This window comes from Rhodococcus oxybenzonivorans (assembly GCF_003130705.1).
GTDB classification, from domain to species: Bacteria; Actinomycetota; Actinomycetes; order Mycobacteriales; family Mycobacteriaceae; genus Rhodococcus_F; species Rhodococcus_F oxybenzonivorans.
Window position 1 is genome coordinate 6,098,967 of the sequence record NZ_CP021354.1, and the last position, 23,782, is coordinate 6,122,748.

Here is a 23,782-nt window from a genome sequence, read left to right on the forward strand (position 1 = left end):
TCAACGGTGGGTCAGACCGCGGGCAACAGCGGCAGATCCCGCGCGAGACGCTCGTTCCACACGTCCGGGCCACCGAACAACTTCTCGTCGAGCTTGGCGCGCTTGTAGTACAGGTGCAGGTCGTGTTCCCACGTGTAACCGATCGCGCCGTGCATCACGAGAGCACTGTCGGCTGCCTGCACCGCATTTCGCGGCACCTGCGCCTTCGCTACCGCGGCATGCATCGCGCGATCACCGAGACCGAGATCCACCGACGCCGCGGCGTAGTAGGCAATGGACCGGCCGGCCTCGACCGAGACGAGAATGCTTGCCGCAGCGTGCTTCACGGCCTGGAACGACCCGATCGGCACACCGAATTGCTGGCGTTGCTTGCTGTAGTCCACGGCGAGATGCAGCATGCGATCCATCGCCCCGAGAGAATCCGCGGCCACCAGCACGGCCGCACGCAGCCCGGCGTCCTCGAGGGCCGTGGCCGCCTCGACGTCGAGACGCTGTCCGGTGACGCCGTCGAACCGGACATCCGCGGCCGCGCGGGACGGGTCGAGGAACCGCCGCGGTTCGACCGTGACACCGGGATCGTCGACGCGCACGAGGTACAGGGCGGCCGTTCCGTCGGCACCCGTCGCCGGGACGACCAACAGTTTCGCGCGTTCGGCGCCGAGCACCGTCGCGACGCGGCCGGTCAGCGCGCCACTCCCGTCGGCGCGCACCGAATCGGCGACGCCGAACGGTCGGGTCGCGTCGACGGCAACGGCCGCGAACCCACTCCCCGCCAGCACGTCGGCAGCGACGTCGGCGGGCAGCAGGGGCGCCGCGAGGACGGACGCGGTCCAGGCACTCGACGGCGCGGCATACCGGGCCAGCGCCTCGGCGGTCAACGCCAGTTCGAGCAGACCACCGCCCTGACCACCGATGTCCTCGGCGAGACCGGCGGAGAACCAGCCCTCCTCGACGAATTTCTGCTCGAACTCGGCAGGATCACCCGATTCACCCCACTTACGGACATTTGCCGGAGCGGCGAACCGCCCGAGCCAGCCGTCGAGGGCTTCGGTGAACATTTCCTGCTCTTCTGACAGTTCCCAGCGCATACAACTGGCCCTCTCGATGAGACGAAGAATAGGCTGCAAGACGAACGCAGCGAGAACCCAATGGTATATTAGGTCTGACCGTTAGACCAGAGAGGGCGGGGAGCCATGCCATCAGCCGTGCCGAACACCACCCGGAACGGACGTTCCTCCATCCAGTTGACACCGATGGCGGTACCGAAGGCGTCGGACGTCCTCGCGAACGAGCTGCGTGAGCGCATTCTCAGCGGGGACTACGTCGAAGGCACACCGCTGCCGCCGGAACGCGAACTCGTCGTTCAGACCAAGATGAGCCGCACCACCGTCCGCGAGGCCCTCCGCATCCTCGAGGTGCAGGGACTCGTGCGCATCAAGGCGGGCCGGGCCGGGGGCGCCTTCGTTCAGCGGCCGGGCGAGCAGTCCATGGCGGACACGGTGGCCCTGCTCATCCGCGGTCGTCAGATCCGTCTCGCCGCACTGCTCGAGACCCGCGAGGCGATCGAGCCCTTCTGCGCCCAGCTCGCTGCCCGTCACCGCACCGACGAGGACCTCGCGCGACTCGACGCCGCCAACGACGACATCGCCGGCGCAGGTGACAGCCTCGATGCCTTCCTTCAGGCGAACATCGATTGGCACGTGGCCGTCGCGAGCGCCAGTCACAACGAACTGTTGTCGGGTCTCATGATTTCGCTCTCGCGCGCCATCTATGCCGCAACGGAGAACGAAGGTTTCATCGACGACAAGGTTCGCGAGATCACCGTCCGGGCCCACCGCTCGGTCACCAAAGCCATCCGGGACAAGGATGCCGATGCTGCCGTGCGGCGCATGAGCCGGCACGTCCACTCGTACGCCGAGTCGATCAAGGACTTCGAGCAGCGCACCGAGATTCTGCTCGACGAATGAGCATCGCTGCATAACGTCATCCAGTAGCGGCGAGGGCCCCACACCGTGAGATGTGGGGCCCTCGCCGCAGGTCACTTCGCCGAACTGGCAGTGACCACGGCACGGATCTCGTCCACGGCTTCCGGATTCTCCGCACCTGACAAGTCACCGGGATCGGTACCCAGCGCGGCGGCGCGCACCGCGCGGCGCAGAATCTTCGCCGATCGCGTCTTCGGCAACCGCGATACGCGGTGTACCACACTGGGCGCGAACGGTTTTCCTAGTTCGGCAGCCACACTGGCAATCAACTCGGCTGAAATGTCCGCCGTGTCACCGACCGCGTCCGCGCGAGGAACCCAGAACGCCCACACCGCCTCGCCCTTCTTCGGGTCCGGGACACCGACCGCAGCCGCCTCGGACACTGCCGGATGCGCGGTCAGCACCGCCTCGACCTCGGCGGGCGCAAGCCGCTTCCCCGCCACGTTCATTACGTCGTCCGAACGGCCCCGGATGTACCACTGGCCGTCGTCGTCGACGAGCGCGTAGTCGCCGTGCCGCCACATACCGGGGAACGTCGACCAGTACGCCTCCAGATAGCGTTCCTCGTCCTTCCACACCCCGCGCGTCATCGACGGCCACGGCTGCCGGCAGACGAGTTCGCCCTGTTCGCCGCGCAGCGAGCGTCCCGCGTCGTCGACGACGTCGACGTCCATACCCAGCGAGGGCCCGCCCAGTGAACAGCTGTGGATCGGTTCTACCGGGTACGGCGCGAGAAATGACCCGCCGACCTCCGTACCCCCGGAGAAGTTGATGACCGGTACGCGCCCGCCGAAGACGTCCTTCGCCAGCCAGTCGTACGAGTCCGGGTCCCACGGCTCACCGGTCGACCCGATCGTGTGCACCGAGGACAGGTCGTACCGTGCCGCGACATCCGTCTCACGCCCGCGCAGGGTGCGGATCAGCGTCGGAGAGACGCCCAGCATCGTCACTCGGTGCCGCTGCACGAGCTGCCACAGCCGGTCCGTGTCCGGTACGTCCGGGGAGCCTTCGTAGAGAACGAGAGTTCCACCGTTGGCGTGGGTGCCGACGATCGACAGCGGCCCCATGATCCAGCCCATGTCGGTGATCCAGCAGAAGGCGCCGCCAGGCTTCAGGTCGAACGAGTACGCTACCTCGCTGGCCGTCTTCACGAGGAAACCGGCGTGGGTGTGGACGGCGCCCTTCGGCTTGCCGGTCGTACCGGACGTGTAGGCCAGCGCGAACGGCTCGCCTGCGTCCATTGCCTCGACCGGACCCGGGTCACCGCCGTACCCGAGAAGCTTGGCCCAGGCAATGTCGCGTTCGGTGGAATCTACAGGCGCACCGACATTCTCGACCACGACGACCGATTGCACCGTCGGGCAGACGGCCAGCGCTTCGTCGAGGGCCGGCTTCATCGTGACGGTCTTGCGACGCCGCACGGTTCCGTCCGCGACGATCACCACCTTGGCGTCCGCGTCCTGGATGCGGGACGCGATCGCGCTCGGCGCGAAGCCGGAGAAGAGCGGAACGAGGACCGCACCGAGTCGCGCGACCGCGTACACCGAGACGACCGCCTCGGGAATCATCGGCAGGAACAGGGCGACGGCGTCGCCCTTGCCGACGCCGAGTTCGCGCAGGCCCGCGGCTGCCCGCTCGACGTCCGCTGCGAGCTCGCGGTACGACAGGCTGCGGACGGTGCCGTCCTCGGCTTCGTGGGCCACGGCCACCCGATCGGCGGCGGCCGGGTCGGCCAGCCAACGCTCCAGACACGCGTCGACGACATTCGTCCTGCCGCCGACGAACCAGTCCGGATGCTCGATCCCGCGGGAGGTATCGAGAACCTCGCGGTACGGCGACTGGAACGGCAGACCCAGATCTCGGACCACCGCGTCCCAGTACCACCGCACATCGACGACGGAGCGGGCACGGAGCTCGGCGAGGCCCGAGAGACCGTGGGCGCGGGCGAGCCGCGTGACATTCGCATTCTCGACGTAGTCGTCGGTGGGGTGCCAGGTGTAGTCGGACACGGTCAGCTCCTCGGCATGTCGAGCATGCGCTCGGCGACGATGTTGCGCTGGATGAAGGTGGAACCGCCGGCGATGGCGGTGCCGCGGGCCTGATAGGCGAGCCGGAGCCACCGTGCCGCCTGCTGCGACTCCTCGTCCAAGCCGAATTGCCCGCCGGCCGGCTCGAGAGACAACCGGAAATCGGCGAGTTCCTCGACGAGGGGGCAGAAGAACAGCTTGCCGATAGAAGTGACGGGACCGGGTGGGCCGTCGTTCGCCGCGAGTGTGATGACGCGCTGACCGATGAGGTAGTGCATGAGGGCTCGGCCGTACAGATCGGCGACTTTCTGCCGGATCACCGGATCCTCGCCGAGTGGGCGGCCCGCGTCGTCGGTCATTCCCGCGATGTCGGTGACGATGTCGTCGACGGCGCGTTTGGTGTTGACGCGGCCAGTCGCGATCGCCACCCGCTCGTAGGCGAGGGTGCCCATCGCGACCTTCCAGCCGCCGTCCACCTCCCCGACCACGAGGTCGTCGGGGATGAACACGTCGTCGAGGAACACCTCGTTGAATTCCGCCTCGCCGAGCATGTGCGCGAGCGGCCGCACCGTGATGCCCTCACTGTCCATCGGCACCAGGAAGAACGTGATGCCCTTGTGCCGTGGGCCGCCGCCGGTGCGGGCCAGCAGGATCGCGTGGGCAGCGATGTGCGCGCGACTGGTCCAGATCTTCTGTCCGTTGACCTTCCAGCCCCCGTCCACCTTCGTGGCCTTGGTGCGGAGCGAGGCGAGGTCCGATCCGGCGTCGGGCTCGGAGAACAGCTGGCACCAGATTTCCTCGCCGGTCAGGATGGGCCGGAGGAACCGTTCCTTCTGGGCAGGCGTCCCGAAATCGATGATGGTCGGGCCGGCGAAGTCCTCACCGATGGTGTTGAGTCGCTCCGGCGCTCCCACCCGGTCCATTTCTTCGGTGAAGATGGCCTTGCGGATCGGGTCGGCGGCTTGACCACCGTATTCCTGCGGCCACGACATCCCGCCGTAGCCCGCGTCGAAGAGCAGTCGCTGCCATTGCTGCCAGAACGGCACCTTGTCGACCAGATCAACCGGTTCCGGCCATGGCAGCGTCGGGACAGCCTTCTCGGCCCACTCCCGGACTTCTGCACGGAATGTGGCCTCGTCTGGGGAATCAGCGAGCTCCATTGCACCCTCCTCGAAAAATTCTGGCTCAATGATACTATAGGTCAGTCCAAAAAGGAGGACTCGATGACAGATTCACACCCCACTGGCGTCGTCGACCGCGTCGAGTACGACGTCGAACGCGGCAAGATTCGCGAGTTCACGCGCGCGACATTCATCACCGATCCCGTCCACACGGATCCGACCGCGGCGCGCGACGCTGGATTCGGCGATGTGCCCGCCACCCTCACACACACGGTCGTCGCCGGACACCAGCGCGACCAGCGCGCCTTCGTCGACGCACTGGGTTTGGCGCTCGAGCGCGTGGTGGTCGGCTCGGTCACGTGGACGTACCTGCGACCACTCACCGCGGGCGACCACGTGGTCGGCACCCGCCGCGTGGTCGACGATGTGCAGCGAGAAGGCAAGCGCGGCGGCACCATGCGCCTCGTGACCTTGGAGACCGAGTACGTCGACGCCAATGGCGAGCCCGTGGTGCGGCTCGAAGAGGTCCTGATCGAACGAGGAGAACAGCGATGAGAACACCGGCCAAGGTTCGCGTCGGCGACGCCCCCGACACCCGAGTGGTCGGCCCGGTGACCCAGACGGACATCGTCCGGTTTGCCGGCGCTGGAGGCGATTTCAATCCGCTGCATCACGATCCCGAGTTCGTGGCCACGTCGGGGTTTCCGGGTGTCATCGCGATGGGTCAGATGCAGGCGGGCATCCTGGCAGGCTGGGTGTCCGACACGTTCGGCGTCGAGCACGTGCGCTCCTTCGGCGTGCGGTTCGTCGCCCCGGTCTTCCTCGGCGACACTCTGACCGTGGGCGGCACGGTGGCGGCGATCGTCGAGACGGACGGGGAGTTCGTCGCGACCCTCGACCTCGTTGCGTCCGGGGACAAGGGCCCCGTCGTCACCGGGTCTGCGACCGTGGTTGTGGCGGCGACCTGACCCACCCTGTTCATACCGCCGAAAGGGGGCGAAGCCGATCGGCCTCGCCCCCTTTCCCGTTCGGTCAGACGACAGCCCGGGCCTCCCGGTCGGCCGCGATCTTCTCCGCGATCTGCGCGCGCAGCAGGTGCTTCTGGATCTTGCCCGTCGCCGTCGTCGGCAACGCCTCGACGAGCTCCAGCCGCTCCGGAACCTTCTGGATGGCCACTCCCTGCTCGAGCAGGTAGGTCTTGATCTTCTCCAGAGTGATGTCGCCGTATCCCGGTGCAGGAACGAGGTACAGGCATACGGCCTCGCCGAGCCGTTCGTCGGGCATCGCGACCGCCGCGACACCGCGCACCGCGGGATGTGCCGCCAGGAGATCTTCGACCTGACGGACGCTGATGTTCATGCCGCCGCGGATCACGATGTCCTTGGTGCGGCCGGTGACGCGCACATAGCCGTCCTCGTCCATCCGGCCGAGGTCGCCGGAGCGGGAGTGGCCGTCCGGCGTGAAGAGCTTGGCTGTCTCCTCGTCGTTGTGCAAGTAGGCGAGCATGTGCATGGCGCCCTTGTAGGCAATGTCGCCCTCCTCCCCGCGCGGAACCTCGTCGCCGAGTTCGTCGACGATCTTCACCGACTGCATCGGCAGCGGACGGCCGTCCGAGGTGATCGACCGCTGCGGATCGTCGTCGACGGTGCACATGGTGGTGGTGACGTTCTCGGAGCGGCCGTACAGGCTGAGCACCTGCAGATTCGGGAACTGGTCGGCGGCCTTGGTGACGAAGCTCCCCGGAATCGGGGAGCCGGCGGCGACCCACAGCCGCATGCTGCCGATGTCGTGGACTGCCGGGTCGTAGGCGTCCATGAGCATCTGCAGGAACGTCGTGGCGCTCACAGCGACGGTGCACCCGCGTTCTTTGATCTGCTCTATCCCACGAACCGGTTCCCACACCTCGATGAGATGTGACGCCGCGCCATGTATGAGAGGGAGGATGATGCTCGTGACCAGACCGGTGGTGTGGGTGATCGGCGAGGGCCCGAACTGCACGTCGTCGGGCGTGTAGGCGAACCCCTTGGCCAGCAGTCGCGACCCACAGGCCATCGTGTTGAACGTGTGGATGCAACCCTTGGGCCGGGACGTCGTGCCGCTGCTGTAGACGATGACGAACGGCTCGTCGGGTCCGACACCGGGACCGAGTTCGGCAGTCGCCTCGTCCGGGCTCACATCCACCGACAGCGACTCGAACGACACTGATCCGTTCGGCAACTCGCCGTTACCGCGGACGACGGCGACGTCTTCGAGCGAGTCGACGGCATCCAGGAGTTCGGTGTACATGCCGGCGTAGTCGAACTTCTTGAAATGCTGCGGCGTGATCGCCAGCCGGACCCCGGCATTATTCAAGATGTACTCGACGTCGGCGCGGCGGTAGATCGGCATGATCGGCACGAGGATGGCGCCCAGTCGAGACAACGCGACTGAAATGACAGCGAACTCGATCCAGTTCGGAACCTGCACCGACACACGGTCGCCGGCGGCGACGCCGTGACGCCGGAGGCCCACCGCCAGGCACAGAGCCTTGTCGCGCAGTTGCCGGAAGGTGATGCCTCCGCTGGTGTCGTCGGTGAGGAAGATGCGGTCGCCCCGCTCGGCGACCTGAGCCTCGAGCAGGTCGAAGAACGTGTCACGGTGCCACTGCCCGGTGGCATAGAACTCTCGGATCTGTTCGTCCGAGTAGCGATCGGTGACCGATGCGAACGCCATGGGAAGCCTTCCTCTGAGCGCAGATGTGTAGCGGGCGTAAATACCCTGTTGGTCCTCACAATATAATGGTCGGACCGAAAATGCAACGGATTGTCGCTCGTGCTCTTATCGCATCGTCCATACAGGAGAACGCTTTTCGCGAAACGCAGTAACGCCCTCGACGATATCCTCGGTCGTGAACGCGAGCGCGAGCTGAGATTGCAGCGCCGTGAGGGCGGCGGGCAAAGACATGTCGCGGGTGTTGTTGATCGCGTCCTTGCCGAGACGCATGAGGAGCGGCGACTTGCTCGCAAGCCGGCGCGCCCATTCCTGCACTTTTGTGTCGAATTCACCGTCCGGGATAACCCGGTTGACGAGCCCCAATTCGAGCGCTTCCGCGGCGGTGATCGACTCGCCACACATCATCAGCTCGTTCGCCTTGAGCCGCCCGACGTTCCGGTAGATCAAGGCGGAGATCATGAACGGGAAGACGCCGACGTTAATTTCCGGGCACCCGAATGTGACCGACTCCTTGGCGAGCACGAAGTCGCAGGCCAGAGCGAGCCCGAACGCACCCGCCAGGACGTCGCCACCGGCCGCGCAGATCACGGGCTTCCCGAGGCCGCCGATGAGTTGGTAGAGCCTCGGAAATCGGTCCAGTCCGGCATATTTGACGATCGTCGGGGTGTCGCTCGCGAACGCCTTCAGGTCACCACCCGCCGAGAAGATCTTTTCGTGCGACGAGGCCAGGACGACCACCCGCACGTCGTCGTCCCCGCGGGCGCGCTCGAGCGCGGCCAGCAGCTCGTCCAGCAGATCGTCGGACAGCGCGTTGCGCGTCTCGGGCCGGTCGAGAGTAAGGACGGCGACATGCTCGTCGACGTCGTATCGGACAGGCTGCCCCATGGTGCGGTTCCTTCCATTTTGGTCGTACCATTCGACCCTAGTACTCGATTGCCGGGAGAAACAAGAACCGATGCGATTTTCCCGAAGGGGGGTGACGAATTTGGACTGACCATATACATTGGTGGTGAGGCTCGCGACGGTGACGGAACGCCCAGGTGACACCGATCTATACTGTGCTTCGTGTCACAGGGCGTGCGGCAGCGTCGTCGCCGTCCGTGCGGCAGCCGCGGCGCAAGGAGTAGTGAGTGGTCATTTCGACGAGTCCGTTCGAGCTTGCCCAGCAAGCAGTTGCCGAGTTGCATGACCTACTGGGGAGCGAACTGAACCTCGTCCGCTTGGCGGACGGCGAGCCGGATCTGACAGTGATCCGCGCGTTCGCGGCCCGGAAACTGCGGGAAGGCCCCGAGTCAGCCGAGCTAGCTGTGCGCCTCGCGGAACTCGTGACACGACTCGACACTGCGAGCCGGGACGACATCGCTCGCCGGCTCCACGTCCATACCGAGCAGTTCGAGGCGTTGCAGCAGGTGGTCCGCGCCATCGATGCCCGCGCCGACCACATCGCCCGCACAGTGACGCAGGAATTGTGCACGAGCCTGGGATACGGCAAGGCGATGTTCTCCGTGGTTCGCGGTTCCACCTGGTCTCCCATTGCGCTAGCGGTCAACCCCAGCCTGACCGAAGACTTCCACGAACTCGTCACGGCGATCGACGGCCGGGAGATCTCGCTGCGCGAGGCTCCCCGCGAGGCCGAACTGGTGCGCCGCCGTCGGCCGTATGCCGTAGACGGCGTGGACACCTACCGGCACACGTACCGCCCTCTTATCGACCTGTCACGTCCGGCGGGATACATTGCGGTCCCCATCGTCGTCGACTCACGCACGGTGGCAATGATTCACGTGGACCGCCAGAGCGACAGCCTGACTGACACCGATGTCCATATCGTCGGAGCGCTGGCAGGTGTCTGCGCGTCGGTGAAGGAACGCGCCGACCTGCGGCAACAGATCTCTGCGCGCAACGAGCACGTCGACGCCGAGATCCAACGCCTGACTCGCGCACTGCGGCATCTCGAGCAGGCACCCGTCACGATGCCGGAACTGGCTACCTGCGAACCCCCCGCAGGCGCGCCGAGTACGGATGTCAATGCGCAAGCACCCGCCATCCCTCGCGCGCACACGCTGACGGCCCGCGAGCGTGAGGTGTTGACGCTGATGGCGACGGGCGCGACAAACGGGACCATCTCTCGGCGGCTGTGCATCTCCGACGGCACCGTCAAGTCCCATGTCCAGCGGATCTTCAAGAAGCTCGGCGTCTCGACGCGAGCCGAGGTGGCAGCGCTGTGTGCCCATGCCAAGACGGGTGCCCATGCCATGACGGTGAACGGTGGCTGACGTTCCCCGATCCGCATCGCAACCCGGCGAGGACACTCCGGACGACGAACTCGATCGCGCCATCTCGGACATCCTCACCGAAATGCACACGGCGAGTTCGGAGCACGCCGTCGAACTCGGCCGGCGTCTCGTCGACCTTCTCGACCGCAGGAACACGCTCGCTTCGACGCGGGCCGCCGAGATCGATGCCATCGCGAGGAGTATCGATCGTGCCGTGCACGCACTCGACGATGCCGCCTCGAGTGCGGAACTCATGCGGCGAGCGTGTGAACGCGTCGCCGAACTCTGCTCCGCGGACAAGGTTGTGATCTCGCGACTCGACGGCGACCGGATCGTTCCCCTCGCCTCATTCAGCGCCGACCCCGACACGACGCCCGCTCTGCCCGCCGAGTTCGACCTCCCGGCAGGTTCTCCCGAAGAGCACGCCCTCGAGACGAACGCGGTCGCGGTCGGATCCCACGTTCGCGCCGAGCTTCGAGAGGCGCTGGGCGTCAACGGATTCACAGTCGTCCCCGTCGTCGTCGACGGGATCGCGGCTGCGCTGCTCCACGTCGGTACATCACTCGACGGCGCGGGGCGCCACGCCCTGGAAGTGTTCGCCGAGGTGCTCGGTGGGTGTTTCGAGCGGGTCGGGCTCGAATCCCGCCGCGACCGCCAGGACGCCCTTCTCCGGGAAGGTGTCCAGCGGTGGACCGGTGACACGGACTTCGACGCGGTGACCGTAGGTTCTCCCGACCTCGCGTCGGCCGGGACCGAGCAGGACGACGCCGATCGGCGACTGCTCGACCCGCTGACCGAACGCGAGGCGGACGTCGTGCGGCTGATTCTCACCGGCGCGTCGAACTCCACCATCGCCGCCGAACTGGTTATCACGGTCGATACGGTCAAGTCGCATGTGAAACACATCCTCCGCAAACTCGGCGCCACCAACCGCGCCGAGCTGATCGCGAAGTATCAGTCCACCACCCGGTGACTCCGACGTCAGGCGTCCGAGGGCGGGACGGTCACCGTGACGGTATCCACGTCCGGTGTCAGCACGAGCTGGCACGCGAGGCGAGAACACGGCTGGACGCCGTCGAGGAACTCGAGCAGGTCTTGTTCCTCCAATGTCGGCTCGTCGAACGACCCGCAGGAGTTTTCATCGAGGTACACGTGACAGGTGGCGCACGAGCAGCTACCGCCGCATTCGGCGACGATGCCGGGAAGGTTGTTACGCACCGACCCGTCCATCACGCTCTGGCCTGCTGGAACGTCGACGGACGAGGTCGAGCCGTCGGGCAGCTGGTATACGACGGTGGGCATGGCAATCTCCTTCGGGGTGTTCTGTGGACGTCTGCGCGGTCCCTCTCGCCGAGTGGGTTGCCGTCCCGGGATTCGGCCGCGTTCTGTACCAAAATTGTGTCGCGGATCACTGAACCGGCACATCACCACTTCGACGTATTACCCCCCTCCGGTGGGGTGAAGTTCCGCCGCACGAGGCCGCCACCAACTGCGTGACCAAGCACACATACCCCATTAGGTGGACAACTTTCGATCAATGGTGTGATGCCCCTCACTCTCATGACTGACAGGCTGATGTCACTCCAGTCGGCGAGGGCGCCGCGACACACGGCGCCGGAACTCACTGCACCACGAAGGGGAATTGATGAGCACCACAGAACAGGTCACGGAACTGATCCCGGACGCCGTCGCCCGTCAGATCGTATTGCCCGAGGGACACCGGGACAACGACGCGCTATTCGAGGCCTACCGCTGGCTACGCGAGAACAATCCTCTCGGCCGCGCCGAGTTGGAGGGTTACGACCCCATCTGGCTGGTGAGCAAGCACGCCGACATCATGGAGATCGAGCGCCAGCCCGACATCTTCACCAGCGCGGGAGGCGAGGACAAGGGGTCCGTAAATCCGATCCTGGCGAACCAGGCCGGCGACGCGTTCACCAAGAGCATCAACAACGGCAGCCTCCGCATCCTGGAGACCCTCACCTACCTCGACCCTCCGGAGCACACCGCGATCAAGGACATCGCGCTGGACTGGTTCCGGCCGACCAACCTCGCGAAGTGGGAAACGGTTATCCGCGACCTCGCCAAGGCCGCGGTCGGCAGGCTCCTGGAGACGGACGGGCGGATCGACTTCGTCAAGGACTTCGCACTCCACTACCCCCTCCATGTCATCATGAGCCTGTTCGGGGTACCCGAATCGGACGAGCCTCGGATGATGGCGCTGACGCAGGAATTCTTCGGCACCGCCGATCCCGACGCCGTCCGTGAGGATGTCGAACCGCTCACCCCGGACGCCGCCGCGAAGCAGTGGGTGGCCACAATTCAGGACTTCTACGCCTACTTCGAGAAGTTGCTGGAGGACCGTCGCGCCAACCCGCGTGACGACCTCGCGACGATCATTTCGGTGGCGCGCAACGAGAGTGGCGAGTACTACCCCAACGAAGTGGCTTACGGCTACTTCATCGCGATCGCCACCGCGGGACACGACACCACGTCGAGCACCCTCGCCGGCGGCATGCTCGAACTCGGCCGTAACCCCGACCTGCTGGCGAAGGCGAAATCGGACCTGGCGCTCGCCCCACACATCGTCAACGAGTCGCTGCGCTGGGCATCGCCGGTCAAGCACTTCATGCGTCAGGCGACTCAGGACTACACGCTCCGCGGTCGCGACATCAAGAAGGGCGACCGATTCATGCTTCTCTACCAGTCGGGCAACCGTGACGCGGACGTCATCCCGGATCCCGACCGCTTCGACCCGACCCGCCGGCCCAACAAGCACATCGCGTTCGGCTACGGCCCGCACATGTGCATCGGCCAGCACCTGGCGAAGCTGGAACTCAAGATCATGTTCGAGGAGTTGCTCCCCCACATCGAGTCGCTCGAGCTGGTCGACGACACCAAGATGATCCAGACCAACTTCGTCGGCGGACTCAAGAACATGCCCGTCCAGATCCAGTTCACCAGGTAGCCTGATGTCGCACCCAACACCGACCGTGGTGATCGTCGGGGCCGGGCATGCCGGCGGCACACTCGCCGGCATGCTGCGGCAGCAGAAGTTCGACGGCCGCATCGTCCTGTGCGGGGACGAAACCCACCCGCCCTATCACCGCCCACCACTGTCGAAGAAGTACGCAGACGACGAGTTCGTCCAGTGGCTGAAACCGGAAGCGTTCTACGCCGACAACCACATCGAGACGCTGCTGGGAGATCCGGTGGTCGGGATCGATCGCGATGCCCGAACCGCGACGACCGCGTCCGGAACAGTCCTCGAGTACACGACACTCGTCCTCGCGACGGGCGCCGCGCCGCGAACCTTGACACTGCCGGGCAGCGATCTCGAAGGAGTGCTCAGTCTGCGCACGCTCGCCGACGCCACGCTGCTGCGCGACGCCGTGCACACCGGATCGGCACTCGCCATCATCGGCGGTGGATACGTAGGGCTCGAGGTCGCAGCGTCGGCCCGGGCTCGCGGATGCGAGGTCACGGTGATCGAACGGGAAGACAGGGTGCTGGCACGGGTCGCCAGTCCCGAATTATCCAGCGTACTCACCGAATTCCATCGAGACCGCGGAACTCGCATCATCACGGGCGCCGAGGTCCGCGAGATCTCAGGCACGGACGGGCGGGTTAATGGGGTCGCGCTGGGTGACGGAACCGAAATTCCCTGCGACATGGTCCTGGTGGGTGTCGGTGCGATCCCGAACGACGCGCTGGCCCGGGAATCGGGGCTCGAATGCCTCGCGGGTATCGTCGTGGACGGCTCGGCACGTACCAGCGACCCGCACGTCCTTGCGATCGGGGACGTGACCTACCGACTGCACGACACCCTCGGCAAGATGGTGCGCCTCGAAAGCATCCCCAGCGCAGTCGAACAGGCGAAGCAGGCGGTGGCGGTCATCATGGAAGCGCCGCTTCCTCCGCACGAGGTTCCGTGGTTCTGGTCCGACCAGTTCGACCTGAAGATGAAGATGGCCGGGATGGTCGGCCCCGACACGAGGGCTGTCCTGCGCGGCAACCCCTCCGAGTCTTCCTTCGCCCTCTTCCATCTGAACACCGACGGCATTCCGGTCGCCGTCGAGACCGTCAATGCCGCAGCCGAATTCATGGCGGGCAAGAAATTCATCAGCAACCGCACCAAGATTGACCCCGCCGCGCTCGCAGATCCCGTTATTTCTTTGCGGGAAGCCGTTCTCTGAGCATTTCGATATCGGCCGGTTTCACTTGCCCGGCCTTCAAGACATGGAGTAATGACGATGGAAGCACTTGCAGCAGTCGCGAGAGAACCGCGCACCGAGTTCACCCTGGAACCGATCACCCTCGACGGCCCCCGCGCCGGTGAGGTACTCGTGGAGATCGAGGCGGTCGGTATCTGCCACACCGACCTCGCCGCCCGCGACGGGGCCCTGCCGACCGCACTGCCCGCCGTCCTCGGACACGAAGGATGCGGCATCGTCAAGCAAGTCGGCGACGGCGTCACCAAGGTCGCCCCCGGTGATCGGGTCGCCATCACCTTCAACAGTTGCGGAACCTGCCCGTCCTGCACCACCGGGGCACCCTCCTACTGCCACCAGTTCATGCACCTCGCCTACGACGGCGTCCGCGACGACGGCACCGGACCGATCACCACCACCGACGGCGAATCCCTGACCGGCCTGTTCTTCGGCCAATCCTCCTTCGCCACCCACAGCATCGCGTTCGAACGCAACGTCGTGAAGGTCCCGGGCGACGTCCCCGCCGAATTCCTCGCACCCCTGGGCTGCGGGATCCAAACCGGCGCAGGTGCGGTGATGCGCTCACTGAACTGCCGACCCGGATCGGCCGTGCTCGTCGCCGGCGCCGGATCCGTCGGTCTGGCCGCCGTGATGGGCGCCGTCGTCCGCGGCTGCGCCACCATCATCGCCGTCGAACCGCACCAGTCGAGGCGTGAGCTCGCCCTCGAACTCGGCGCCACCCACGTGATCGACCCCACCGCCGGCCCGGTCGCCGAGCAGGTTCGGGCCATCATCCCCGCTGGGGTGGACTACGCCATCGACACCTCCGGCATCCCCGGCGTGATCGCATCCCTCGTCGGCGCCATGACCTTCCACGGCAAGATCGGTCTCATCGGTGTGCCCGCCGACCCGGAATCGTCGGTGCCGCTCAACATCATCAACTCCCTCGCCATGGGGCTGACCATCACCGGAATCATCGAGGGCGACAGCGTCCCCGACGACTTCATCCCCGAACTGGTCGACCTGTACAAGGCTGGCAAATTCCCCCTCGACAAACTCGTCACCACCTTCCCCTTCGCGAAGATCAACGACGCGATCGACGCCCAGCACCGCGGCGAGGTCCTCAAACCCGTCCTCGTGCATCACTGACCACCCACTCCGAACCCCCACTTACGAAGGACACCCGATGACGATCGACTACCCCGATCTCTACATCCGCGGCGGATGGGCACGGCCGTCCGGCGACGCGACCATCTCGGTCATCTCCCCGACCACCGAGCAGCAGATCGGCTCCGTGCCGGAGGGCACCGACACCGACATCGACGACGCCGTCGACGCCGCCCGCACCGCTCTCACCGACTGGGGGTCCCGGACCGCGGCCCAGCGCGCCGAGGTCCTCGGCCGCTTCGCCGACGAACTCGAATCCCGCGCCGAAGACACCGCGACCCGGGTGAGCAGCCAGAACGGCATGCCCATCACCCTCGCCCGCCAGTTCGAGGGCGGCTTCCCACCGCTCCTACTGCGCTACTACGGCGAGATGGCCGCGAAACAGGAAGACGAGATCCGGCCCGGCATGCTCGGCGGATCCACCCTCGTCACCCGCTCCCCGATCGGCGTCGTCGGCGCCATCGTCCCCTGGAACGTGCCCCAGGCCATCACGTTTCTCAAACTCGCCCCCGCCCTCGCCGCCGGATGCACCGTCGTCCTCAAACCCTCCCCCGAGACCGTCCTCGACGCGTTCCTGATGGCCGAGGCCGCCATCGCCGCCGGCCTTCCCGCCGGCGTACTCAACATCGTGCCCGGCGGCCGAGAACTCGGCGCCTACCTCGTCGCCCACCCCGGCATCGACAAGGTGTCCTTCACCGGCTCCACCGCCGCCGGCCGCGCCATCGGCCGCACCTGCGGCGAACTGCTCCGCCCGGTCACCCTCGAACTCGGCGGCAAATCCGCCGCCGTCATCCTCGACGACGCCGACCTCGCCGCCAACCTCGAATCCTTCTACGCGGCAACACTGCTCAACAACGGGCAGATCTGCTGGCTCGGCACCCGCGTCCTCGCACCCCGCTCCCGCTACACCGAAATCGTCGACACCATCACCGACCTCGCCAGAGTCATCTCGGTCGGCGACCCTCTCTCCGACACCACCCAGATGGGACCACTCGTCTCCGCCCGACAACGCCACCGCGTTGAAAGCTACATCGACAAGGGCCGCGCCGACGGCGGACGCGTCACCACCGGCGGCCGCCGACCCGACAAACTCGACCACGGCTGGTTCGTCGAACCCACCGTCTTCGCCGACGTCGACACCGGCCACACCATCGCCCAGGAAGAAATCTTCGGACCCGTCCTTTCCGTCATCCCCTACACCGACGAATCCGAAGCCATCACCATCGCCAACCACTCCGACTACGGACTCGGCGGCTCCGTCTGGACCGCCGACCCCGAACGCGGCGCCCAATTCGCCCGCCACATCGCCACCGGAACCGTCGGCATCAACGGCTACACCAACGACCCCACCGCCCCCTTCGGCGGCATCAAAAACAGCGGCCTCGGCCGCGAACTCGGACCCGAAGGCCTCGCCAGCTACCAACAACTCAAAAGCATCTACCTCGACGTCCGCTAACCCCCGGGTCGGTGCAGCCGTGCGACACACGCACGGCCGCACTGGCTTATTCAGACAATGAGCACCGGAGACGCCGTCACCGAAGAAGAGCTCGCCATGGTCGACTTCGCAGGACGAATAGATCTTTTCGGTGTGAGTAACTTGAAAAGGTTGCACCACCGCGGACTTGGAATCGCGGGTTCGCAGTACGCGCGAAAGTTCTTGCTCTCGAGGACTGCGCACATCTGTGAACGTGCGCGTTGGCACCGAATTCACACAGGTCAGTCCACGTCGTCGAGGCGCAGTGTCGGCATTTCTGTCCCGACTATCACCCTCAGGTTCCTCGAGAGCCTACGTTCCCCACTACGGTAAAGGTCCTTGCTGCGTGGCGGGTGAACGTCGCCCTCATCGGTGACGAGCAGCTGGAATCAACGACGGCCTCTAACACGGCACCATGCGCGGTATTCGGCTGCGGTGAACGGCCGACGGTTCCAAGAGCTCGAATAACCGTCTCGTCCCACTCCCCCGCAAGGAAGAAATCGCGTGCTCTTCTGGGTCATTTCGGGGAGCACACGTAGCGTGGATCACACTGCGCTGCCTACGGTCATCAGGAATTCATTCCGAACAACCGAGGAGCTGCTGTGATCACCGCTGCGGACGTGGACTACCACACAAGCGAGCCATCGGCCCATACCTGGGCTGAGACCATCGTCTTGGTCTTCTCTGTTCCGGAAGCCGGAATCCTGGGCAACGCCTACGTGTTGTCTCGGCCGAATGTCGGCGCCACCATTTCGTCGGTGGTCGTTCACTCCGGATTCTGCACCCATCCCTATGAGATCGACTTCACCGACCCTCAGATGCATGTGCCAGCGCCGAAGACGTTCTCGAAGTTCACCCTCGAGAGTGGGCTGAGTCTCGAGGCAACGAACGCGCCCCGCGATTTCCGAGTGTCGTACGAGCACGCACTCGGCGCCTGCCGCTTCGACCTCGAGTTCCGGGGGCTGCACGAACCCTTCGACGTTCACGATGCCACGCAAAACCCTCTTGTGGCCGGTACCGACGGCCCGATCGACACCGGACTCGGTGACGTATGGGCGAACGGCCATTACGACATGATCGGGCACGTAACCGGAACTCTGGAACTTCGCGGCAAGGAGTACCAGGTCGATTGCTTCGACGGGATGGATCGCAGTTGGGGCCCCCGCGCCGAGCTCGGCCACAGCGGTGCTGCTTGGATCCATGTGACGCTCGGCCCCGACTTCGGCCTACACCTGGGGATGGCCCTAGGCATTCGAAACGGCGAGGTGGTCTACGAGGGGCTGCGGTTCGGCTACATCGTCGAGGACGGCGAACTTTACGGAATCACCCACGCGACCGTCGAGGCGGCCCGGGTCGATCTGATCGCCGTCACCAACCACATCACCGCAGTCGACGTCCGGGGCAAGAAACACGAGTTCTTCGGAACCGCTGTGGGTGGCGCTCCGTGGTACAGCTTCAGCCCCGCCTATGTCAGTTGCCAGAGCTTGTTTCGCTACCAGGTCGGCAATCGGGTCGGTTACGCCGAGGCGACGGACGTCCTCGGTTTGGAATTCCTGGGCGAACGGATGTCTCGGCACGGTCGACTGCGTGCCGGGGCTCGTCCCTGAAAAGTCGAGTCTTCCCGACGATCGAGCCGGCTCAACTCCTCCGTCCTATTTCGGCGCGCTGCGCTGCTGAAGGTCACGAAAGGTCCCTGTCCATGTCACGTTCCATTACTGCCGCGGTGGTCACCGAACCCGGCGGCCCGTTCACTTCTCAACAGGTTGAGCTCGCCGACCCCGGGCCTGGCGAGGTTGTTGTCGAGATTCGTGGGATCGGTGTGTGTCATACCGATCTCGCGGCACGTGACGGTTTCTTCGGGCTGGCATATCCGATGGTCCTCGGGCATGAGGGCAGCGGTGTCGTTGTCGAGGTCGGCGCGGACGTGACCTCGGTGGTGCCCGGTGACCATGTGGCCCTGTCGTTCGCATCGTGCGGAACGTGCAGCCCGTGCGGCGATAATCAACCTGCCTATTGCCTTGAATTCGGTGCCCGCAACTACGGCGACGGGCTACGTGCGGACGGCACCAGCTCGATTCATCGGGACGGTACTCCCTTCACCGCAGCGTTTTTCGGCCAATCGTCGTTCGCGACACATGCGCTCGCGTCCGAACGCAATGTCGTCAAGGTGAGCGCGGATGTGCCCGTGGAGCTCGTCGGTCCGCTCGGGTGCGGTATCCAGACAGGTGCCGGCGCCGTGTTCAACAGCCTGGATTGCAAGGAGGGCGAGTCCCTGCTCGTGCTCGGTGCCGGACCGGTTGGCCTGGCCGCGGTGATGGCGGCGAGGGTACGCGGTTGCGCAGCGATCATTGTCTCGGATCCCGATCCGCGCCGCCGTTCGCTCGCCACCGACCTCGGTGCCACCGCCACGCTCGATCCCACGGACGGACCGCTCGTGGAGCAGGTCCGTGCCGTCGAGGGCGCAGGCGTGGACTATGCGTTCGACACGACGGGGGTCTCGGCCGTCGTGGAGGAGTCGCTCGGCGTTCTCGCACCGCTGGGCACCATCGGCTTGGTAGGGGTGCCCCACGACATGGCGGCTACCCTGCCGCTGCCCATCGTGCCGGCCATGGTGGCCGGATTGACCGTGCGGGGCATCACTGAGGGTGACAGCGACCCGCGCACCTTTATCCCTTACCTGCTCGATCTCTATCGGGCAGGCGAGTTCCCATTCGATCGACTTATCGGGACGTTCCCATTCGCCGACATCGAGTCCGCAGTCCAGGCACAGCTGCGCGGTGAGGTGGCGAAGGTGGTCCTGCTACAGCCCAGCGCAGTTACCGCGCCGTCGACGTACGCTACAGGAGCATGACCCATGGTGGCGACAACGAATACTTCCCGTTCCACCGGCCAGGTGGAACCCACGATCGACGCCGTACTACGCCGAAAGCTGGAACGGCGGGGAACGGTAATCCACGAACAGCCCGTCGTCGACACGGTGTCGGTACGATTGCACGAGTTCCTCTCCCGGCGAATCGACGGAGACTTCCGGATCGATGGCATCGCCCGACTCGCGGGCGGCGCTTCGAAGGAGCAGTTCGTCTTCGGCCTGGACTGGGAACAGAACGGGCGGCGGAGACAGGACCGAATGGTGTTGCGCATGGATCCACCCGGGTCGATGGTCGAGACCCCACGGTTGCGAGAGTTCGAGGTCTTGCAGATGCTCGGCGGTGTCGTCCCAGTGCCGCAGGCGTACTGGGCGACTGACGACCCGGCGGAGCTCGGCGCCCCGGCGATGATCTGCGGCTATGTTCCGGGATCGGCGAGCGCGAAAGCGGCGCTGAAGACGGCGTCTGGACTTGGCACCGTATACGGTCCGGCGTTGCGCCCGATCTTGGGACCCCAGTTCGTCAGCCATCTGGCCCAGCTCCACCGGTTCGACTGGAGCACCCATGATCTCCCGTCCTTCGAGCGTCCACGCCCCGCGACGACCGACGCAATCGATTGGCGCCTGGCAGCCACCGACCGCGCATGGCGAGAGGACGCCTTCGAGGCGCATCCGGTGATCGCCCTGACCCAGCAGTGGTTGTGGGACCGCCGGCCAGCGGTCGATCACGTCTCGGTGGTGCACGGAGATTACCGAAACGGCAATTTCCTCTTCGACGAGGACTCCGGGGAAATCACCGCTCTGCTGGACTGGGAACTCACCTATCTCGGTGACCGCCACCATGATTTGGCTTACGCGATGATGGAGGGGTGGGGTGAGCACGACCCGGAAACGGGACAGTTTTATTGTTCGGCGTTGGTGACCCGCGAGGAGATGATCGCGGAATACGAGAAACTGTCGGGCCTGCCTGTGGATGCAGAACGACTCGAGTACTACACAGTCGTCAACATGTACTGGGCCGCGGTCGCCCTGATCGGCACCGGACCGAGAAACGCGGCCGAGCGCCTCACCCACCTGGATGCGATGCAGACATTCCTCGGCGGGCTCGGCGCCTTCTATCTCGACCAATTGCTGACCATCGTCGGCAAAGACTAGGAGGTCCCCATGATTCCCACTGTGGCCCAACAGATCGGCGCAGTCCGAAACACAATCGCCAAGACGGTGCTTCCGGCGCTCGATCCGAACGATTCGTTCGCGGCGGAGCAGGCCGGGCTGGTGCTTGCCTGCCTGGACTGGGTGCTGGACGTGCACGCGTCCGAGTACCCGTACGAGCTCGCAGAGCATACAGACAACCGGTGCACGCTCGAGGTCCTGGCCGATCTGGATCCAGGGGTTTGTAACGAATCTCAGACACTACTTGCCGAAACTGCCACTCCCCCAGCTGACCTAGAACAGATACGAGCGCAGGTACGCCGCCTGAAAGAGGCTGTCGCGCACAGCTACCAGGTGCTCGCTGCTGCGGGGTCACCCGACGCGGCTGCGGCGCGCCGCACGGTCACTGATGCCGCCGCGCGGCAGGTTGCGCGAGAGCTCTCGTGGTGCCGGATGACGGGATTCCCTCGAGGCGAGGTGCCGAATATCACCGAGATACTCGCGTCCTAGGGACATCGATGGTGGCAGATTGCGCTAGCCCCCTCTAACTCGACGGGCGTCACCGTTGAGACAGCCATCGAGTCGGGTGGCATGGCGCAAGAGAGTGACGAAAGGGGCGCAAGGCGGCGTGGTCAGCCGGACCCGCCGCCTTCCCGTGCGGTGCAGCAACTCGGGTAAGAAACCCCACGTGTTGGTCGTACCGGGAAGCGGCGAACTCCGGGGTTATGGCATCTGCGGCACGATGTCGCACAGAATGCCCACCCGGTTATCGGTGTTTGTGGTGGCTATTTGTTGTCCGTTTCCTGAGCCGGCGAGTCGGTATCGAAGCGAGCGATGAGTTCGGCCCGGTTGGCGACGCCGCACTTACGCAGCACCTTCTTCACATGGGACCGCACCGTCTCTACGGAAATGACCAGATCGGTGGCAATCGCGGCGTTCGAGGAACCGGTCAGCATCAATGCAAGGATTTCGCCCTCGCGGATGGTCAGAGCATGGGCAACCTCGGGCATGGGCGAAACCCGAGTCGGCGCGGCGGCGGGCTCATGGGGTGAATAGTCACGGCCCCAGCGCGTATGGAGGAGGTCGCGCTGGCGGTGCCGCCGCCGGTCCAGGGCAGCGCACTCGAGGGCGGTGCCGACCAGTCCCGCGTAGGAGATCAGGGCATCGACGACCGGTTCGTCGGGCGTTGCCCCGATGTGAATCACGGCGGCCGGACTGCCGTCGATGTCGACCCGGAACACCGTGTATCCCGCATGGGGGAATGCCGCCGGGATACCGGAATTCCCCCGGCCGATGATCGACGAGGGGAGTTGGAACGGCGAAGGGAGGGAGGGGCCCGGGGCGGCGCCTAGTGGTGTCGCGTGTAGTCCGTCGAGTTCGGAGAACAGTACGTTGTTGCACTCGGCGATATCGGCGGCACCAGGGCAGACCGCCCGAACAACATCGTCGACGGTGGTGGCGCGCTGCAGGATGGATGTGGCCGAGTGCAACCCCCGCGCCGCAGTGTCCAGTTGGCTGAGTTCGACGGACTGGGTCCGGTCGCGTCGTTCGATCAGGTCGGCGAGTCGGATGCCCGCCGCGCAAGGATCGGTCGTCGAACCGGAGGCAAGCTCGGCCAGTATTCGGTCGATCTCGACGTTCAAAGCCTCATCGGGAGCCATTGGGATTTCCTCAGCACCCGCCCCGCCCGTGGCGGTGCAGATTCCTGTAGAGCGCTGCCGCCTCGGCACGGGTGGACACGGCGAGTTTGCGGTAGATCCGTTGAATATGGGACTTCACGGTGCCCTCGGAGACGAACAGTGCTCGGGCGATGTCGGCGGACGGGGTGCCGTGGGCCACGAACTCGAAGATCTCGTGTTCCCTTGTGGTCAGGGCAGTGCAGTGCGGGGCTCGGGCGGGCCCGTCCGCGCTGTCGGGCCGATCGGGTGCGGAGCCGAGTGCTTCAGCGAGGCTCAGTTGGGTCTGCTCGAGTTCGGCGAGCGCGATCCGCATCGCCGTGATTTCCTCGGCAACCCGGTGGTTGCGGGTGGCGATTGCTGATCTGAGTGTCTGATATTCCTCGGTCAGCGCGCATACCGCCGCCGCGGCCCGCAACGTTGTCATGTCGGTCTCGTCGACGTCGACATCGTGGTGGTCCGCGTGGAGCAGGGCGGTTACCCGGCCTGCGGAAACGACCGGAACTGCCAGATAACCGCGTGGCCGGGACAGCTCGACGAGTGGGCGGTAGGTGTCCCGGTAGATGTCGACCGAATCGACGGCAATTTCGCGGCCGCTCCGCATGACCTCCTCCTCACGTGGTGCGGCTCCCGGCGGAAGGGTGAGGGACTCGACCGCCCGGCGTAGGGGGAGGAACGAGTCCCCGAAATCGGGGTGAATCGCGATCGTGGTGGGAGACCACCCGGAGTTCGTGGCTGGGGAGTACACAGATTTCCGGAAGCCTAGGTCCTGGCACAACCGAGTGGTCACGATGTAGGGGCGCTCGGCCCGCGACGCCCCACGCAGGTGGGTGAGCAGTGACCGGAGTCCGGCGAATTGGGACCGACGGTCGGCAATTCGTCGCGCCTGTTGCCGACGCCGGATTGCCTCGATTTCGGTGAGAAGCTCTGCAGCACTGCGCAGTTCGTGACCGTCCCCTCCAGAACGCAGGCGCGAAAGCAGTGCCTGACGGGTCCATTCGAGGGTGAGCAAATCCTCGGCGGCCTGCTCTGCCAGGCGGGTTGCGGCTTGGCTATTCCCGCTCCGGACCGCGAGGTCGAACAGAGGGGCGAGCCGGTGATCGTGTGAGTGTGTCATC

21 protein-coding genes are annotated in these 23,782 nt (G+C 65.6%); 13 read left to right on the forward strand and 8 right to left on the reverse strand.

Annotated features, from left to right (window positions below; translation table 11 throughout):
* Positions 1-11: 11 nt before the first annotated feature.
* Positions 12-1,088: an acyl-CoA dehydrogenase family protein gene (locus tag CBI38_RS28225; protein ID WP_109334155.1), complete on the reverse strand. Its 1,077-nt coding sequence runs from the start codon at positions 1,086-1,088 to the stop codon at positions 12-14.
* A 117-nt stretch (positions 1,089-1,205) separates the two neighbouring features.
* Here CBI38_RS28225 and CBI38_RS28230 point away from each other — a divergent pair, with 117 nt between their 5' ends.
* Entirely contained in the window at positions 1,206-1,967 is a 762-nt protein-coding gene (locus tag CBI38_RS28230) for a FadR/GntR family transcriptional regulator (protein ID WP_109334157.1), read from the forward strand.
* Positions 1,968-2,038: 71 nt separating this feature from the next.
* Here the strand turns inward: CBI38_RS28230 and CBI38_RS28235 are convergent, their stop codons facing one another.
* Both CBI38_RS28235 and CBI38_RS28240 read right to left on the reverse strand, forming a co-directional pair.
* The gene (locus CBI38_RS28235) at positions 2,039-3,994 is read right to left on the reverse strand and encodes an AMP-binding protein (protein ID WP_109334159.1); all 1,956 of its coding nucleotides are present in this window, start codon (positions 3,992-3,994) and stop codon (positions 2,039-2,041) included.
* Positions 3,995-3,996: 2 nt separating this feature from the next.
* The gene (locus tag CBI38_RS28240; RefSeq protein WP_109334161.1) at positions 3,997-5,172 is read right to left on the reverse strand and encodes an acyl-CoA dehydrogenase family protein; all 1,176 of its coding nucleotides are present in this window, start codon (positions 5,170-5,172) and stop codon (positions 3,997-3,999) included.
* Between the two features lie 63 nt (positions 5,173-5,235).
* Between CBI38_RS28240 and CBI38_RS28245 the strand changes: the two genes are divergently transcribed.
* Positions 5,236-5,688 (forward strand): FAS1-like dehydratase domain-containing protein, encoded by a 453-nt coding sequence (locus CBI38_RS28245; RefSeq protein ID WP_109334163.1) that lies wholly within the window; start codon positions 5,236-5,238, stop codon positions 5,686-5,688.
* The gene (locus tag CBI38_RS28250) at positions 5,685-6,101 is read left to right on the forward strand and encodes a MaoC family dehydratase (RefSeq protein WP_109334165.1); all 417 of its coding nucleotides are present in this window, start codon (positions 5,685-5,687) and stop codon (positions 6,099-6,101) included. The genes CBI38_RS28245 and CBI38_RS28250 overlap by 4 nt, the downstream gene beginning before the upstream one ends.
* A gap of 64 nt (positions 6,102-6,165) precedes the next feature.
* Here CBI38_RS28250 and CBI38_RS28255 read toward each other — a convergent pair whose 3' ends face one another.
* Together CBI38_RS28255 and CBI38_RS28260 are read right to left on the reverse strand one after the other, a co-directional pair.
* On the reverse strand, positions 6,166-7,845 hold the full coding sequence (locus CBI38_RS28255) for an AMP-binding protein (protein ID WP_109334167.1): 1,680 nt from the start codon (positions 7,843-7,845) through the stop codon (positions 6,166-6,168).
* 105 nt (positions 7,846-7,950) lie between these two features.
* Positions 7,951-8,730 (reverse strand): enoyl-CoA hydratase/isomerase family protein, encoded by a 780-nt coding sequence (locus CBI38_RS28260; RefSeq protein ID WP_109334169.1) that lies wholly within the window; start codon positions 8,728-8,730, stop codon positions 7,951-7,953.
* A 245-nt stretch (positions 8,731-8,975) separates the two neighbouring features.
* Between CBI38_RS28260 and CBI38_RS28265 the strand changes: the two genes are divergently transcribed.
* Together CBI38_RS28265 and CBI38_RS28270 are read left to right on the forward strand one after the other, a co-directional pair.
* Complete coding sequence (locus CBI38_RS28265; protein WP_109334171.1) at positions 8,976-10,118, forward strand: LuxR C-terminal-related transcriptional regulator; 1,143 nt, start codon at positions 8,976-8,978, stop codon at positions 10,116-10,118.
* On the forward strand, positions 10,111-11,091 hold the full coding sequence (locus CBI38_RS28270; protein ID WP_418328292.1) for a response regulator transcription factor: 981 nt from the start codon (positions 10,111-10,113) through the stop codon (positions 11,089-11,091). The genes CBI38_RS28265 and CBI38_RS28270 overlap by 8 nt, the downstream gene beginning before the upstream one ends.
* 8 nt (positions 11,092-11,099) lie before the next feature.
* On the opposite strand, the gene CBI38_RS28275 is transcribed toward CBI38_RS28270, so the two are convergent.
* A complete protein-coding gene (locus tag CBI38_RS28275) occupies positions 11,100-11,420 on the reverse strand; it encodes a 2Fe-2S iron-sulfur cluster-binding protein (RefSeq protein WP_109334173.1) in 321 nt (106 codons plus the stop codon).
* Between the two features lie 343 nt (positions 11,421-11,763).
* On the opposite strand from CBI38_RS28275, the gene CBI38_RS28280 reads away from it, so the two are divergent.
* The 8 genes from CBI38_RS28280 to CBI38_RS28315 all read left to right on the forward strand — a co-directional run bounded on the left by CBI38_RS28280 (position 11,764) and on the right by CBI38_RS28315 (position 21,498).
* Positions 11,764-13,086 carry a cytochrome P450 gene (locus CBI38_RS28280; protein ID WP_109334175.1) on the forward strand — a complete coding sequence of 441 codons (1,323 nt, stop codon included), beginning with the start codon at positions 11,764-11,766 and terminating at the stop codon, positions 13,084-13,086.
* A 4-nt stretch (positions 13,087-13,090) separates the two neighbouring features.
* The gene (locus CBI38_RS28285; RefSeq protein ID WP_109334176.1) at positions 13,091-14,314 is read left to right on the forward strand and encodes an NAD(P)/FAD-dependent oxidoreductase; all 1,224 of its coding nucleotides are present in this window, start codon (positions 13,091-13,093) and stop codon (positions 14,312-14,314) included.
* Between the two features lie 57 nt (positions 14,315-14,371).
* A complete protein-coding gene (locus CBI38_RS28290) occupies positions 14,372-15,478 on the forward strand; it encodes an NAD(P)-dependent alcohol dehydrogenase (protein ID WP_109335425.1) in 1,107 nt (368 codons plus the stop codon).
* A 37-nt stretch (positions 15,479-15,515) separates the two neighbouring features.
* Positions 15,516-16,952 (forward strand): aldehyde dehydrogenase, encoded by a 1,437-nt coding sequence (locus CBI38_RS28295; protein WP_109334178.1) that lies wholly within the window; start codon positions 15,516-15,518, stop codon positions 16,950-16,952.
* Positions 16,953-17,572: 620 nt separating this feature from the next.
* Positions 17,573-18,577: a DUF7064 domain-containing protein gene (locus tag CBI38_RS28300; RefSeq protein ID WP_109334180.1), complete on the forward strand. Its 1,005-nt coding sequence runs from the start codon at positions 17,573-17,575 to the stop codon at positions 18,575-18,577.
* A 92-nt stretch (positions 18,578-18,669) separates the two neighbouring features.
* Positions 18,670-19,821 (forward strand): NAD(P)-dependent alcohol dehydrogenase, encoded by a 1,152-nt coding sequence (locus CBI38_RS28305; protein ID WP_109334182.1) that lies wholly within the window; start codon positions 18,670-18,672, stop codon positions 19,819-19,821.
* A gap of 3 nt (positions 19,822-19,824) precedes the next feature.
* A complete protein-coding gene (locus tag CBI38_RS28310; RefSeq protein WP_109334183.1) occupies positions 19,825-20,991 on the forward strand; it encodes a phosphotransferase family protein in 1,167 nt (388 codons plus the stop codon).
* Positions 20,992-21,000: 9 nt separating this feature from the next.
* Positions 21,001-21,498, forward strand: coding sequence for a hypothetical protein (locus CBI38_RS28315; RefSeq protein WP_109334185.1), 498 nt, complete (start codon positions 21,001-21,003; stop codon positions 21,496-21,498).
* A gap of 275 nt (positions 21,499-21,773) precedes the next feature.
* Here the strand turns inward: CBI38_RS28315 and CBI38_RS28320 are convergent, their stop codons facing one another.
* The gene (locus CBI38_RS28320) at positions 21,774-22,649 is read right to left on the reverse strand and encodes a helix-turn-helix transcriptional regulator (RefSeq protein WP_109334187.1); all 876 of its coding nucleotides are present in this window, start codon (positions 22,647-22,649) and stop codon (positions 21,774-21,776) included.
* A gap of 10 nt (positions 22,650-22,659) precedes the next feature.
* Positions 22,660-23,781 (reverse strand): helix-turn-helix transcriptional regulator, encoded by a 1,122-nt coding sequence (locus tag CBI38_RS28325; RefSeq protein WP_109334189.1) that lies wholly within the window; start codon positions 23,779-23,781, stop codon positions 22,660-22,662.
* Position 23,782: the final 1 nt, after the last annotated feature.

What these genes read in the sequence shown, in the direction of transcription:
- CBI38_RS28225 (WP_109334155.1), bottom strand. Translation starts at nt 1,088, where the DNA reads ATGCGCTGGGAACTGTCAGAAGAGCAGGAAATGTTCACCGAAGCCCTC.
- CBI38_RS28240 (WP_109334161.1), bottom strand. Translation starts at nt 5,172, where the DNA reads ATGGAGCTCGCTGATTCCCCAGACGAGGCCACATTCCGTGCAGAAGTC.
- CBI38_RS28245 (WP_109334163.1), top strand. Translation starts at nt 5,236, where the DNA reads ATGACAGATTCACACCCCACTGGCGTCGTCGACCGCGTCGAGTACGAC.
- CBI38_RS28250 (WP_109334165.1), top strand. Translation starts at nt 5,685, where the DNA reads ATGAGAACACCGGCCAAGGTTCGCGTCGGCGACGCCCCCGACACCCGA.
- CBI38_RS28255 (WP_109334167.1), bottom strand. Translation starts at nt 7,845, where the DNA reads ATGGCGTTCGCATCGGTCACCGATCGCTACTCGGACGAACAGATCCGA.
- CBI38_RS28260 (WP_109334169.1), bottom strand. Translation starts at nt 8,730, where the DNA reads ATGGGGCAGCCTGTCCGATACGACGTCGACGAGCATGTCGCCGTCCTT.
- CBI38_RS28275 (WP_109334173.1), bottom strand. Translation starts at nt 11,420, where the DNA reads ATGCCCACCGTCGTATACCAGCTGCCCGACGGCTCGACCTCGTCCGTC.
- CBI38_RS28280 (WP_109334175.1), top strand. Translation starts at nt 11,764, where the DNA reads ATGAGCACCACAGAACAGGTCACGGAACTGATCCCGGACGCCGTCGCC.
- CBI38_RS28285 (WP_109334176.1), top strand. Translation starts at nt 13,091, where the DNA reads ATGTCGCACCCAACACCGACCGTGGTGATCGTCGGGGCCGGGCATGCC.
- CBI38_RS28290 (WP_109335425.1), top strand. Translation starts at nt 14,372, where the DNA reads ATGGAAGCACTTGCAGCAGTCGCGAGAGAACCGCGCACCGAGTTCACC.
- CBI38_RS28295 (WP_109334178.1), top strand. Translation starts at nt 15,516, where the DNA reads ATGACGATCGACTACCCCGATCTCTACATCCGCGGCGGATGGGCACGG.
- CBI38_RS28305 (WP_109334182.1), top strand. Translation starts at nt 18,670, where the DNA reads ATGTCACGTTCCATTACTGCCGCGGTGGTCACCGAACCCGGCGGCCCG.
- CBI38_RS28310 (WP_109334183.1), top strand. Translation starts at nt 19,825, where the DNA reads ATGGTGGCGACAACGAATACTTCCCGTTCCACCGGCCAGGTGGAACCC.
- CBI38_RS28315 (WP_109334185.1), top strand. Translation starts at nt 21,001, where the DNA reads ATGATTCCCACTGTGGCCCAACAGATCGGCGCAGTCCGAAACACAATC.
- CBI38_RS28320 (WP_109334187.1), bottom strand. Translation starts at nt 22,649, where the DNA reads ATGGCTCCCGATGAGGCTTTGAACGTCGAGATCGACCGAATACTGGCC.
- CBI38_RS28325 (WP_109334189.1), bottom strand. Translation starts at nt 23,781, where the DNA reads ATGACACACTCACACGATCACCGGCTCGCCCCTCTGTTCGACCTCGCG.